Source organism: Thalassococcus lentus (genome assembly GCF_028023555.1).
Taxonomy (GTDB): domain Bacteria; phylum Pseudomonadota; class Alphaproteobacteria; order Rhodobacterales; family Rhodobacteraceae; genus Thalassococcus_A; species Thalassococcus_A lentus.
In genome coordinates this window covers 132,970-147,080 of the sequence record NZ_JAQIOY010000002.1, presented here as the reverse complement: position 1 = coordinate 147,080, position 14,111 = coordinate 132,970, and the positions used below count along the sequence as shown (strand labels likewise).

General features: G+C 58.5%; 11 protein-coding genes. 3 read left to right on the top strand and 8 right to left on the bottom strand.

All coding sequences use genetic code 11. The annotated features are described in order from the left end of the window. Positions 1-75 precede the first annotated feature (75 nt). Positions 76-1,893 (top strand): translational GTPase TypA, encoded by a 1,818-nt coding sequence (typA, locus tag PFY00_RS05815; RefSeq protein ID WP_271431595.1) that lies wholly within the window; start codon positions 76-78, stop codon positions 1,891-1,893. 84 nt (positions 1,894-1,977) lie between these two features. Here the strand turns inward: typA and PFY00_RS05810 are convergent, their stop codons facing one another. The 3 genes from PFY00_RS05810 to alaS all read right to left on the bottom strand — a co-directional run bounded on the left by PFY00_RS05810 (position 1,978) and on the right by alaS (position 5,608). Then, complete coding sequence (locus PFY00_RS05810; RefSeq protein WP_271431594.1) at positions 1,978-2,250, bottom strand: hypothetical protein; 273 nt, start codon at positions 2,248-2,250, stop codon at positions 1,978-1,980. 391 nt (positions 2,251-2,641) lie between these two features. Then, positions 2,642-2,929 (bottom strand): DUF1330 domain-containing protein, encoded by a 288-nt coding sequence (locus PFY00_RS05805; RefSeq protein ID WP_271431593.1) that lies wholly within the window; start codon positions 2,927-2,929, stop codon positions 2,642-2,644. Positions 2,930-2,932: 3 nt separating this feature from the next. Then, a complete protein-coding gene (alaS, locus tag PFY00_RS05800) occupies positions 2,933-5,608 on the bottom strand; it encodes an alanine--tRNA ligase (RefSeq protein WP_271431592.1) in 2,676 nt (891 codons plus the stop codon). Between the two features lie 149 nt (positions 5,609-5,757). On the opposite strand from alaS, the gene PFY00_RS05795 reads away from it, so the two are divergent. After that, the gene (locus PFY00_RS05795; protein WP_271431591.1) at positions 5,758-6,282 is read left to right on the top strand and encodes a DUF1569 domain-containing protein; all 525 of its coding nucleotides are present in this window, start codon (positions 5,758-5,760) and stop codon (positions 6,280-6,282) included. A gap of 74 nt (positions 6,283-6,356) precedes the next feature. On the opposite strand, the gene recA is transcribed toward PFY00_RS05795, so the two are convergent. Further along, positions 6,357-7,442: a recombinase RecA gene (recA, locus tag PFY00_RS05790; RefSeq protein WP_271431590.1), complete on the bottom strand. Its 1,086-nt coding sequence runs from the start codon at positions 7,440-7,442 to the stop codon at positions 6,357-6,359. Between the two features lie 176 nt (positions 7,443-7,618). On the opposite strand from recA, the gene PFY00_RS05785 reads away from it, so the two are divergent. Continuing rightward, the gene (locus PFY00_RS05785; RefSeq protein ID WP_271431589.1) at positions 7,619-8,212 is read left to right on the top strand and encodes a gamma-glutamyl kinase; all 594 of its coding nucleotides are present in this window, start codon (positions 7,619-7,621) and stop codon (positions 8,210-8,212) included. A gap of 21 nt (positions 8,213-8,233) precedes the next feature. Here the strand turns inward: PFY00_RS05785 and PFY00_RS05780 are convergent, their stop codons facing one another. From PFY00_RS05780 to PFY00_RS05765, 4 genes are all read right to left on the bottom strand, one after another. Continuing rightward, complete coding sequence (locus tag PFY00_RS05780) at positions 8,234-10,522, bottom strand: hybrid sensor histidine kinase/response regulator (protein WP_271431588.1); 2,289 nt, start codon at positions 10,520-10,522, stop codon at positions 8,234-8,236. 110 nt (positions 10,523-10,632) lie between these two features. Beyond that, a complete protein-coding gene (locus PFY00_RS05775; protein ID WP_271431587.1) occupies positions 10,633-11,790 on the bottom strand; it encodes an RsmB/NOP family class I SAM-dependent RNA methyltransferase in 1,158 nt (385 codons plus the stop codon). Positions 11,791-11,795: 5 nt separating this feature from the next. Continuing rightward, the gene (gene guaB, locus PFY00_RS05770; RefSeq protein ID WP_271431586.1) at positions 11,796-13,244 is read right to left on the bottom strand and encodes an IMP dehydrogenase; all 1,449 of its coding nucleotides are present in this window, start codon (positions 13,242-13,244) and stop codon (positions 11,796-11,798) included. A gap of 162 nt (positions 13,245-13,406) precedes the next feature. Beyond that, positions 13,407-13,877: a DM13 domain-containing protein gene (locus tag PFY00_RS05765; protein ID WP_271431585.1), complete on the bottom strand. Its 471-nt coding sequence runs from the start codon at positions 13,875-13,877 to the stop codon at positions 13,407-13,409. Between the last annotated feature and the right edge of the window lie 234 nt (positions 13,878-14,111).

The window sequence follows — 14,111 nt, the reverse complement described above, 5'->3', positions numbered from 1 at the left end:
GTGACACTTGGGGGCTGGCCAAACCGTGCCGCGCGCGATAGGTGGCGCGCAAACTCCCTTTCAAAGGCCGATCCCATGGACCTTCGCAATATCGCGATTATCGCACACGTTGACCACGGCAAGACGACGCTCGTGGATGAGCTGCTCAAGCAATCCGGCGCATTCCGTGCCAATCAGGCTGTGGCTGAACGCGCCATGGATAGCAACGATCTGGAGCGTGAGCGCGGCATTACGATCTTTGCCAAACCCACGTCCGTGGAATGGAAAAACACCCGGATCAACATCGTAGACACGCCCGGACACGCCGATTTCGGCGGTGAGGTCGAGCGTATCCTGTCGATGGTTGACGGTGTCGTGCTGCTGGTCGACGCCGCCGAAGGCCCGATGCCGCAAACCAAATTTGTAACCTCCAAGGCGCTGGCTCTCGGCCTGCGCCCGATTGTGGTTCTGAACAAGGTCGACAAACCGGACGCAGAACCCGATCGTGCACTCGACGAATGCTTTGATCTGTTTGCATCGCTTGATGCCGACGAAGATCAGCTTGATTTCCCGCATATGTACGCCTCAGGTCGTTCCGGATGGGCGGACGCAGAGCTGGACGGTCCACGCAAGGATCTGTCCGCCCTGTTCAACCTGATCGTGAACCACGTCCCTGCCCCCAAACAGATCAAACGTCAGGACGAAGACTTCCGCATGCTGGCCACCACCCTGGGAGCGGATCCCTTTGTGGGCCGAATTCTGACAGGCCGTGTTGAATCCGGTAAGATCAAGGTTGGCGCGACCGTTCAGGCGCTCAGCCGCATCGGCCAAAAGATCGAACAGTTCCGTGTGACTAAAATTCAGGCCTTCCGTGGGTTGGCCATGCAGGACATCGACGAAGCGCAGGCCGGTGACATTGTCAGTCTTGCCGGCATGTCAAAGGCCACAGTGGCGGACACGATCTGTGCTTTGGCCGTGGAAGAGCCACTTGAAGCGCAGCCGATTGACCCGCCGACCATCACGGTCACCTTTGGCATCAACGACAGCCCTCTTGCCGGTCGCGACGGTAAAAAGGTGCAAAGCCGCGTCATCCGCGACCGCTTGATGAAAGAGGCCGAAAGCAACGTTGCGATCAAAATCGCGGACACCCCCGGCGGCGAGGCCTTTGAGGTTTCCGGCCGCGGCGAACTGCAAATGGGTGTTCTGATTGAAAACATGCGCCGCGAAGGCTTTGAGCTGAGCATTTCGCGCCCGCAGGTCATTATGCGCGAAGAAGACGGCAAGACCATGGAACCGGTCGAAGAAGCCACCATCGACGTGGATGACGACTACACTGGTGCCGTGATTGAAAAACTGACCGGGACCCGCAAGGGCGAGCTGGTGGAAATGAGACCGGCCGGAGCCGGTAAAACCCGCATCATCGCGCATGTGCCATCGCGCGGCCTGATCGGCTATCACGGCGAATTCCTGACCGACACGCGCGGAACCGGCGTTCTGAACCGTGTATTCCACGGCTGGACCGAACACCGCGGATCGATCCCGGGCCGCCGAGCTGGCGTTCTGATTTCGATGGAAGATGGCGATGCCGTCGCCTACGCGCTTTGGAACCTCGAAGATCGCGGCAAGATGATGATCGGTGCGCAGGCCAAGGTGTATCAAGGCATGATCATCGGTGAGCACAGCCGGGACAACGATCTCGAAGTGAACCCGCTCAAAGGCAAGAAGCTGACCAACGTCCGCGCATCCGGCACCGACGAAGCCGTGCGTCTGACCACGCCGATTACCCTGTCGCTGGAAGAGGCCATCGCCTACATCAACGACGATGAACTGGTCGAGGTAACACCGAACGCAATCCGGCTGCGCAAACGCCATCTGGATCCGCATGAACGCAAGCGTGCTGCGCGCGGCGTTTGATCACTGCTTTAACAAAGTCGTTCATCTATAGAAAAAGGCGCAGGAAATATCCTGCGCCTTTCTTGTTTGGAGTTTGGTCTGCAGTTAGTGCTTGCAGGGCGCCTTACGAGCAACGTAGTGGCCTGGCTTGACCAGGTGTTTGTGCTCTTTGTAGACGGCAGGGTAATGCATCTTGATCATCTGGCCGTTCTTGTGCTCCCACTCGGAGTGAGCTGCCATGACCAGGGTCTTGTTGTACTTGTACTTAGCTGGGACCCAGACTTTGTCGTAACAGGCGACAACCTGACCTTCCCATGCGAACGCGGGGGCTGCAAAAGCCGAAGCTGCGAACACGGCACCAAGAAGTACTTTTTTCATGATCTTTTCTCCCAAGACAGTTTGTTTAAAAAAGTGACCTCAGGTTAGCCAAGAAAATCCGGATCGCGCGACAGGAATTCCGGACTTGGCAGGTCAAAATTGAGCTTGCGGTCGGAATTTCGCGCTCTACGGGCCGAACTGTGCCCCGAATGCCATAATTTTGCCACATTTCAGCAAACGCAAAAGAAAGGCGGAAGTTTCCAATTCGGAAACATTGCCTCGATCGCGGGAAATACTGCTGATTTTGGAAACAGTTAACCGAATCTGACGCCGAATCACCCGATTCAGATCCGATCGCTGAGCGGGACATTGCCAAACCGCCAGATTTACCCTGCGGAAAGGCGCCGACCAGATTTTCCCGGCGGATAATCGCCGCGACGCAAGGTCAAACCTATGTGTCTGTCTCGATCACCATCAGTTCGCGCTCTGACGCGCCACGCGCGTGGTTCAGCGCCGCCTGGTAGGCGTCAGAATGATAACACGCCACTGCATCTTCCAGCGTTTCAAACCGGGCGACCACATTGCGCGGGCGTTCCTTGCCTTCCAGCTGAACGAACCTGCCGCCGCGCGCCAGAAACTTGCCACCATGCGCGGCAATGGCCGGCCCTGCCAATTCTGCATAGCGGCCATAGGCTTCGGCGTCCGTCACGGTCACATGTGCGATCCACAATGCTGGCATGGCTCAGGCTCCTATCACAGCTTCGGCGGCCTTGATCGCCGCATCGGCATTTGCGGCGTCCTTGCCGCCACCCTGAGCCATATCAGGACGACCGCCGCCGCCTTTGCCACCCAGTTCAACAACAGCAGCCTTGACCAGATCGACCGCGGACAACGACCCGGTTAGATCCTCGGTCACGCCAGCGGCCACAGCCGCCTTTCCGCCCGCATCCGCAATCAGCAACACAGCGCCGGATCCGATACGTGATTTATGCTCATCAATAAGGGACGGCAGGTCTTTGCCAGACACACCGGTCAGCACCTGCGCCACGAATGACACACCGTTCACCTCGCGGGCTTCGGCACCACCGCCCTGCCCGGCCCCACCGGCCATCGCCAGCTCGCGGCGCAGCTGCGCAACCTCATTGGCCAGCGCCTTGCGCTCGTCCAGCAGCGCTTTGACCCGTGCGGGTACCTCGGCGGCCTGTGTCTTGAGTTCGCCGGCCACTTCGGCAAGACGATGATCCTGTTCGGAAAGATAGGCAAAGGCTTCAGGGCCGGTCAGCGCCTCGATCCGGCGAACACCCGCGCTCGATGCGCTGTCGCCCAGCGTCACAAACAGGCCAATATCGCCCGTCTGGCGCACATGTGTGCCACCGCAAAGTTCCAGCGAATAGGTTTGACCGTCGCTGCCTTTGCCAGACCCCGCCTGTTGACCCATAGAGACGACGCGCACCTCATCCCCATATTTTTCACCAAACAACGCCTGCGCACCGATGGCACGGGCATCGTCCGGTGTCATGATACGGGTCGTAACCGGGCTGTTTTGACGGATGTAGGCGTTCACCTCTTCCTCGACCTGTTTCAGCTCTGCCAATGTCAGAGCCTTGCCATGGCTGAAATCAAAGCGCAGGCGATCGGGTGCGTTCAGCGATCCGCGCTGTGCCACGTGATCACCAAGGGCACGCCGCAGTGCCTCGTGTAGCAGATGGGTTGCCGAATGGTTCGACCGAATGCCGGTGCGGCGGGTGTGGTCGACTTCCAACTGCAGGGCATCGCCCTTGGAAAAGGTGCCGCGCTCAACGGTGACCTGATGGGCAAACACCTTGCCGCCGCCCATCTTCTGCGTATCGGAAACCGCCGCCACATCATCTTCGTTCTCAAGCCGGCGAACCCAGCCTGTGTCGCCAACCTGACCCCCGGATTCCGCATAAAACGGTGTCTGGTTCAGAACCACCCAGCCCGTCTCGCCCGGCGCAAGTGCATCAACCTCGGCACCATCCTTGACCAGCGCAAGAACCTGACCTTCTGCCAGTTCGGTGTCGTAGCCCAGAAAATCCGTCGCGCCCTGCGTTTCGGCAATGTCAAACCAAATGGCAAGGTCAGCGGCTTCGCCGGACCCCGACCAAGCGGCCCGTGCCTTGGCCTTTTGTTCAGCCATGGCCGCGTCAAAGCCGTCAGTGTCCACTTCGCGGCCACGTTCGCGCAGGGCATCCTGCGTCAGGTCGAGCGGGAAACCATAGGTATCGTAGAGCTTGAACGCCGCCTGCCCCGGCAACGCGGCACTCTCGGGCAAGCCAGAGAGTTCGTCGTCCAGCAGCTTGAGACCACGATCAAGCGTCTGCTTGAAACGCGTTTCTTCCAGAAGCAGGGTTTCTTCGATCAGCGCCTGCGCGCGTCCCAACTCGGGATAGGCAGCGCCCATCTGGCGAACCAGAGCCGGAACCAGACTATGCATGACCGGGTCCTTCGCGCCCAGCATATGCGCGTGACGCATGGCGCGGCGCATGATGCGGCGCAGTACATAGCCCCGACCATCGTTGGACGGCATGACGCCATCCGCAATCAGGAAAGAGGTCGATCGCAGGTGATCGGCAATGACGCGGTGATGCGTCTTGCCCGGACCATCGGGATCGCTGGATGTGGCATCCGCACTCGCTTCGATCAGGCTGCGGATCAGGTCAGTGCTGTAGTTGTCGTTGGTGCCCTGCAACAAGGCCGCGACCCGCTCGATGCCCATACCTGTATCAATGCTTTGCGCCGCCAGTTCTTTGCGCGTGCCATCCTCGAACTGCTCGTACTGCATAAAGACGAGGTTCCAGATTTCGACAAAGCGGTCGCCATCCTCTTCCGGTGTTCCCGGAGGGCCACCCCAATACTTGTCGCCGTGATCAAAGAAAATTTCCGTGCAAGGACCGCAAGGACCGGTTGGACCCATCTGCCAAAAGTTATCATCGGTTGCGATCCGGATGATCCGGCTTTCCGGAACGCCGGTCTTCTTCCAGATTTCCACGGCCTCGTCATCGGTGTGATAGACAGTGACCAACAGACGTTCCGGCGTGATATCCAGCTCTTTGGTAACCAGCTCCCAAGCGAACGGGATCGCTTCGGACTTGAAGTAGTCTCCAAAGCTGAAATTGCCCAGCATTTCAAAGAACGTATGGTGACGCGCGGTATAGCCCACGTTGTCCAGATCGTTGTGCTTGCCGCCTGCCCGCACACATTTCTGAGCCGTGGTGGCGCGTTTGTAGTCGCGCGTTTCAACTCCGGTGAACAGGTTTTTGAACTGAACCATCCCCGAGTTGGCAAACATCAAAGTTGGGTCGTTGCGCGGCACCAACGGGCTGGACGCAACGGCTTCGTGGCCCTGTTTCTGGAAATAGGTCAGGAAGGTCGAACGGATGTCATTCAATGTGGGCATTGGACGGGCCTTTGGATGCGGCGGATTTGGCGCAGATTTAGCGGGGCTTTGTGCAGGTGTCCATGCCGCCAAGCCGCCAAGAACCCGAATTGACAGTTTTGCCCACAGATCGACGCATGATAGCCTTTCGCAAAAGTCGGGAGAGAGCGATGAACAGACGCAGTACCTTCAAGTTGCTCGGTGCCGGAGGGCTAGCCACCTTGGGGGCTGGGTTCGTCTATTTGCGACACGACCATGCACATGCGCATCTGACCATGGATCGGGTCATGGAACGTCTTGAGGGGTTGGATGTTTCTACGCTCTCGACAACGGGTTCATGGGAAAGCGCGCGCATTTTCGATCACTTGGCCCAAGGGGTGGAGTTTTCCCTGACGGGCTATCCGGAGCTGAAGCCCGCACTGTTCCGCAGCACCGTAGGGCCTCTGGCGTTTTCGGTCTTTGCCGCAAAAGGCAGCATGAGCCACGGGCTCGACGAAGAAATTCCGGGCGAAGTGTTGCGGAATGTCGATGCGCAAATCGCGCTGGACCGGCTGAAAACGGCACTGCGATCTTTTGATGAACATCAGGGCACTTTGGCCCCGCATTTTGCTTATGGCGCCTTGTCCAAGACCGATTACGCAGCAGCACATGCCATGCATGTCAACAATCACTTCGAAGAGCTTCCGGGCGCGTAGAACTCTGCCAAAATGAAAAACGGCGCCCAAATCCGGGCGCCGTTTTGCGAGGTAGTCCAGGCTGGATCGAGGGATCAACCCTCCATCACATCCCCATCGTCATCGTCTGTTTTTTCGCCTTCGGGCATCTCAAAATCCAACCCGTGCGCAGCCCGGATCTTGTCTTCGATTTCATAGGCGATGCCAGAGTTTTCCTTAAGGAAGGTCTTGGCGTTTTCACGGCCCTGACCGATGCGTTCATCCCCGTAGGAATACCAGGCGCCCGATTTCTCGACCACGCCAGCCTTAACGCCAAGATCAAGAAGCTCACCAGTCTTCGAGATGCCTTCGCCGTACATGATATCGAATTCCACCTGTTTGAACGGCGGCGATACCTTGTTCTTTACCACTTTGACGCGGGTCTGGTTGCCAACAACTTCGTCGCGATCCTTGACCGCGCCGATGCGGCGGATGTCCAGACGCACAGAGCTGTAGAATTTAAGAGCGTTGCCGCCCGTCGTTGTTTCAGGCGAGCCGAACATCACACCAATCTTCATCCGGATCTGGTTGATAAAGATGACCATGCAGTTGCTGCGCGCGATCGAACCGGTCAATTTGCGCATTGCCTGGCTCATCAGGCGCGCATGCACACCAACCGAGCTGTCGCCCATATCGCCTTCCAGCTCCGACTTGGGGGTCAGAGCAGCGACCGAGTCGACGATCACCATGCTGACCGCGCCTGAGCGCACCAGCGTGTCAGTGATCTCAAGCGCCTGCTCGCCAGTGTCGGGCTGCGAAATCAAAAGCTCGTCCAGATCGACGCCCAGTTTGCGCGCATATTGCGGATCAAGCGCATGTTCCGCGTCAACAAAGGCGCATACACCGCCTTTTTTCTGTTCTTCCGCCACACAATGCAGTGTGAGCGTCGTCTTGCCCGACGATTCAGGGCCGTAAATCTCGATGATACGACCCTTGGGCAAACCGCCGATGCCCAAGGCGATATCAAGCCCGAGCGACCCTGTTGAGGTCGCCTCGATATCCCGCACGGCATTGTCGCCGCCCAGTTTCATAATGGACCCTTTACCGAACTGCCGTTCGATCTGGGCCAGAGCGCTGTCGAGCGCCTTTTGCTTGTTTGCGTCGCGCTTGTTATCCATGGTCAGAAGGTCTGCCGTTGCCATTGTCCTCGCCCTTATTCCACACCCCGCGGGGGGCGTCCATTGCAGGATTTGTTCGCCTCTTGTTCTCTATGAGACCAAAAGGCGAACATTTCAAGATAAATCTTTCCTTTTGCAGCTTGGCGCGGGATGGTTAAACAAAGGTTGACGCAAACAGTTTCTCGGCAAGAGGTTGGAATATGTTGGTTTTTTGGAAACAGCGACTGGTGTTTCTGGCGGTGCCAAAGACGGGAACATCCGCCTACGAAGCCACGCTTGGCCCCCATGCGGCCATGACGATTTATGACCCGCCCGAGCTGAAACACGCCCCGGTGTACCGCTACAACAGATTCTTTCGTCCCATGATGGAAAAGATGGGCGCCGAAGACATGGAACTGCTCGCGGTGATCCGCGAACCGATCAGCTGGCTGGGCTCTTGGTACAGATACCGGCAACGCGGGTTTCTGGAGGGAAAGCCAACCTCGACGCGCGGGATCAGCTTTGATGCATTTTGTGACGCATATGCAACCGGCGACAGGCCACCCTACGCCAACGTGGGCAGTCAGGCCAAGTTCATCGAGCCGCGCCCGAATGGCGTCTCCGTCTCGCATTTGTACAAATACGAAAACCAGATCGGACTGCTGGGGTTTCTCGAAGACAGGTTGCAGATGAAGATCGATCTGCCGCGCGAAAACGTATCGCCGCGGCGCGATCTGGAGCTGTCAGCCCAGACCGAAGCCAAACTGCGCCGCAAATGCGCGGAGGATTTCGAAGTCTGGGAACGGGCACTTTGAATCGAGCCGCATACGCAAGCGTTAAGCCACCTGTTGATGCACCGTTTCGGTCAGTTCCGTCAGCGAAAACGGTTTGGGCAGGAAAACAGAGTTGGGAATCTCTTCGTGCCCTTCGCCAAAGGCGTCTTCGGTATAACCGGACACAAAGACGACTCGGACATCCGGCCGCGTTTTGCGGGCCTTGCGGACCCAGCTCGGGCCATCCATGCCCGGCATCACGACATCCGTGACAAAAACGTCAACCATCAGTGTTTCATCTTCGAGAGTTTCCAACGCGTCCTCGGCGGTTTCCGCTTCGATCACCGTGTAGCCACGCAGCCGCAAGGCGCGCGCCGCAAAAGCCCGCACCGGCGCTTCGTCTTCGACCAGCAAGACGACGCCTGAACCGCGTTCCGGCAATTTGCGCGGCTCGTCCTGGCTTGGCACCGCGGGCTTTTGTTCAGCTGGCAAATCATGGGCGGGAAACAGCAAGGTGAAACAGGTGCCCTGCCCGACCACACTGTCGACAAAAACAAAGCCGCCGGATTGCTTTACGATGCCATAGACTGTCGATAGCCCAAGACCGGTCCCTTCGGTTGTGCCCTTCGTGGTAAAAAAGGGCTCAAAGACCTTTTGCACCTTGTCCGGGGGAATGCCGCATCCCTGATCGCTGATCCTGACAGAGACATAGGTGCCAGGCGGGACAACCGCGCGATCGCGCAGCATCTTTTCACGAACAACCAACCGTTCGGTTTCCACCTCGATCACACCGCCATCAGGCATTGCGTCACGGGCGTTGACGATGAGATTCATCATGACCTGCTCTAGCTGTCGGCGGTCGCCCCGGATATGCGGCAGGATCGGATCGTGATTCAGGCTCAGTTGAACTTTCTCGCCCACCAGCCTGTTCAGAAGATGCGTCAGATCGGCCATTGTGTCGCGCAGGTCGAGTATTTCCGGGCGCATGGTCTGTTTGCGCGAGAATGCCAGCAATTGCCCGACCAACGCCGCAGCCCGATTGGCGTTCTGATTGATTTGCACAAGGTCGCCATAGTCGGGATCGCCCTGATCATGACGCAGCAACAGCAAATCGCAGTGCCCTGAAATGGCCGTCAGCAGGTTGTTGAAGTCATGGGCCACACCGCCCGCCAGCTGACCGATCGCCTGCATCTTCTGGCTCTGTACAAATTGGGCTTCTAGCGTCTTGAGTTCGGTCGCATCGTTCAGAACCGCGATCAGCACCGGCTCCCCGTCTTCGATCACACGTTTGAGTGTCACCTGAACAAACAATTCACGGTCAGCGCGTGTCAGGCGCAGGAACTCGGATCGTGTTGTGCCACGGCCTTCGGCTGCTTCACCCAACCAATCGCTGAGCGCGCGCCCCAAACCTTCCATATAGTCGGCGATATGCGCGGTTCCCGCAGACGAAAGATCCAGCAGGCGCCGCGCTTCGCGGTTAGCGTCCAGAATGGTTCCATCGGCCCGAACCCTGAGAAGTGGCACCGGCAGCGTTTGGAACGTACCTGCCTCGCCCGTTTCCATTTTGGCAGAGCGCTCGGGCTCAATAATCGGGGTAAGCGTCAATTCCGACCGGCCAACCGAAGACTCGCGAGACTGAACCAGAACATCCCGTGTGCCCTGAGCGGCGTCGCATTGATGAATGCCCCCCGGTCTGAGTGGCAGATCTTCGATCACTTCGCTGAGGTTCTTGGCCCGTCGCCCCAACAACGTTCTGGCCGCCGCGTTCATATAGAGGATGGCACCGTTGCGTCCGATGCTCATCAAAGGTTGTTCCAGCGAAACAACGCTTTCACCGCGTGTTGCATCGCTTTCCATACGCCACAACAGCAATCCCGGTGCCAATCGCTGAGAATGGATTTGAACGCGCTCGGCGTGACTGGTTATGTCCTCAAAGGCATAGCCCTCTGCCAAAGCCCGCCGGGCAATGCGGTAGAGTACGCCCTCGGGGTTGGCCAGCAACCCGGTCAGACGATCGGACAAAGGCCCACCCGCTGCACCGACAAAGGCCTTTCTCGAAGCGGCGTTTTCAGCCAGCACCAAGCCATCTTCATTGCAAACAAAACAATAAGCAGCGTCGTGCGCAACAACGGTTTCCGCCATCGCGACCGCCCGTTTGTGCCGCGCAGTCTGGCGCAGACTGTCCAGCAGGATACCCAAAGAAATGGTCAGGCACGTCGCGGCTGCACCGATTAGAATGAACTGATAACCACCCTGCACCGCGCCCCAAGCCAATGCCGCGCATCCGATTGCCAGAACAGCAAAAACCAGCCCGGAGAAAACACTCAAGCGGGATGTTGCCCCCCCGTTCATGATCCGATTCCTGCCGGCACGCCGATAACCCCGCTGAATTGCTGCCCACATAGGAGCCGGTGACCATTAACTCAGGGTTAACCGCCGCAATATTCATCTTAGGGTTGTTTTTATATCGGAGCCTCAATCAAAGCAACGAAAAGCCCATCGCCTGTCTCGCCTGGCAAAAAGGACTTTTGAGATTTGACGGTCCAACCGGGGTGCCTTTTGACAAAGGCAGTCGCTTGATCCTGATTTTCACAGTTCAGAACGGAGCAGGTTGCATAAGCCAGAATGCCGCCCGGCGCTACGAGGCCAGCGCAGGTATCCAAGATCTCCGCCTGCGTTTCGCACAGCTCTGCCAATCCGGACTCGCTCAGTCGCCATTTGCCTTCCGGTGCCCGACGCCATGCACCGCTGCCACTGCAGGGTGCATCTGCCAAAACCAGATCGTAAACACCGGATGGCGCGCGGGTCTGAACAACGTCCGCTGCGGCGCGCTGTGCACGCGCTGGCAAATCGGTCATGCGCTTAGGGTCGATATCATGCGCCTCGACCGGACCTGCCCCAAGCCGCGCGGCCATGGCCAATGCTTTGCCACCGCCCCCGGCACAGTAGTCCAGAACCCGCATTCCTGCCCTCAGCGGCAGAGCGTCCACAACGGCCTGACTGGCAGCGTCCTGCAATTCAACCACACCATTCAGATAAGCCGCCGATCGAGCAACCGCGCGGGCGCCAACATCGACGCGCAAAGCTGTCGGGGACACATCAACAGGCGTGGTTTCAATGCCCTCGGCTCGCAACTGCTGCTGTGCTGATGCGCGCGTGGATTTCAGACCGTTAACCCGCAAAAACACCGGGGCGCGTTCCTGCAGCGTTCTGGCGACATTGCTGGCTTGGTCGCCCAGAGATTGCTCAAACATGGAGCCCAACCAATCCGGTAAATCCAGCGCGGCAAAACCCTGGGGCGGATCGGACGTGACGCGTTCGTCCGGCGTCAACGGAGCAGGTGCGTGGCCCTGTCCGGAAAAGACTGCGTCGAGGTCCGCGTCCTGCGAGCGCAGCAGCCCGATCATGCGCGCACGGCCAGTTTCGGCCCCGCCCAGTTCGGCACAGGACCGCCACCGGCGCACCACATCAAACACGTGGTCGCGAACGGCACGACGGTCCTTGGAGCCGGCATAGCGCGCGCCTCGGGACCAGCCTAGAAGAGCCTGCTCAGCCGCAGCCCCTGCCCCGATCCGATCCAGCACTTCGATGGCGGCCTGTACTCGTGCGGCGGGGGTCATATCCTTTAGCCGATCCGGTAGTTTGGTGCTTCTCGGGTAATCTGAACATCGTGCACATGGCTTTCCTTCAGCCCTGCACCGGTGATCTTCACGAATTTGCAGTTCTTGCGCATATCAGCGACCGTTGCACAGCCCGTGTACCCCATGGCCGCCCGCAGACCGCCAACCAGTTGGTGAACAACGGTTCCGGCGCTGCCTTTGTAAGGAACCTGCCCTTCGATGCCTTCTGGCACCAGTTTGTCACTGGCGGCGTCCTTCTGGAAATACCGGTCCGCAGAGCCGCGCGCCATGGCCCCAAGAGAGCCCATTCCGCGATAGGCCTTGAAGCTACGACCCTGATAGAGGATCACCTCGCCCGGGCTTTCATCGGTGCCCGCAATCATGCTGCCGACCATGGCACAGGACGCGCCTGCGGCAATCGCCTTGGCGAAATCGCCCGAGAACTTGATGCCACCATCCGCAATAACCGGAACATCACCGGCGGCACGTGCACAATCCATGATGGCCGTCAGTTGCGGCACGCCAACACCGGCAACCATGCGCGTGGTGCAGATAGAGCCCGGACCGATCCCGACCTTGACCGCATCCGCACCAGCATCAATCAAGGCTGCGGTTGCCTCTGCGGTGGCAACGTTGCCCGCGATAACCTGCACGCCGTTCGACAAGCGCTTGGCACGGCCGACCGCCTCGATCACGCCTTCGGAATGCCCATGCGCGGTATCGATGACAACAATATCAACACCCGCATCCACCAGTGCTTCGGTCCGCTCAAATCCGCTGTCACCCACGGAACTGGCCGCTGCCACACGCAGGCGGCCCAGCTCATCCTTGCAGGCCGTGGGGTTGAGAACGGCCTGTTCGGTATCCTTGAGCGTCAGCAAGCCAGTCAGCTTGCCTGTTTCATCGGTCACAAGCAGTTTTTCGATCCGCCGCGCCTTCATCAGGCTAATGGCTTCTTCGCGATCAGCCGGTTCCTGCAAAACCGCAAGATTGTCAGCGGTCATCATCGCATGCACGGGCGTTTCGTCGTGCTGGGCGAACCGCATATCGCGGTTTGTCACGATCCCGAGAACACGGCCTGCGTCATCAACAACAGGAAATCCGGTAAAGCGGTAGCGTTCGGTCAACGCCTTGGCATCGGCCAATGTCTGATCGGGCCGCAGGGTGACCGGGTTGTAAACAATCCCGCTTTCAAAGCGTTTCACACGGCGGACCTGACGGGCCTGTTCGTCAGCGCTCAGGTTTTTGTGGATCACGCCCATTCCACCGGCCTGTGCCATCGTGATGGCCATGCGGGCCTCGGTGACGGTATCCATGGCGCTGGACAACAGCGGGATGTTCAAAGCGATCGAACGGGTCACTTGAGTGCGGGTATCAGCGGTACTGGGCAGCACGTTGGACGCGCCGGGAACCAGCAAAACATCGTCAAAGGTGAGAGCCTCGCGAATCTCCATGGGGGGTCTCCTTGGGAGGGCATCGGTTGGCACGTCCCTATTGCACGGGTTGCAGCCGGTTAAAAGAGGCTAATGCGTCGCGCAGCGATCAGATGTGACGAACATGCGCAGCACCGACCGCCGGGACGACGGGCAACATCGGTTTTCGCGGCAGCGAAACCGTCAGCGAAACTGACCGGCCGTGATGAATTCGGAAAAGGCCTCACACCAGACAACAACCGTGTTGTACTGACTCAGATCCACCCCTTCGGGCAGGTCGAGAACAAAGCCCGCAAAGGTTTTGATGTCGCCGACCTGCAGGGCCTGATCCTTGATCGGCTCAAATTCGTCTTCATGCTCAACAAACTGCGGCACCAGATACAGCTTATAGTCGGGGCCCGGAGCAAGTTTGCCTTCGTGCACGATTTCGGTTTCAGTCAGGCTGATTGTGCCTTCACCCCAATGAAGCAGATCACTGCCCCGCAATTCGCGGGTTAATTCCGCAGAATACATCGCGCTTTGGGCTTTCTGCTCCAGCATCTCGGCATCCGGTGAGGCCGGGGCCGTCAGGATCGGCAACAGGTACACCCCCAAGGCAAAGCCAAGGGCGAGACAGACGCCATGTGTCAGCGTCAGAAACAATGCTTTTTTCATCGCAAACCCCGGATCTATTGGCCGCGTAGCGCAACTGTTGGTTTGGTTTTTTTGCTATGATGCCCGTCTTACCGACTTTGGGTCAATGGCATCGCTGAACGCAGCCGACCCAAGCGCGTGGGTCAAGCAGCACGGCAATAGGAACATGGCATTGGCATGCCAAAGAAGCGGAAGGGTTCAGATTTGAACCCACTGGTTTCAAATAAGCATCTGCAGGTCATGTTTTTGAATCTT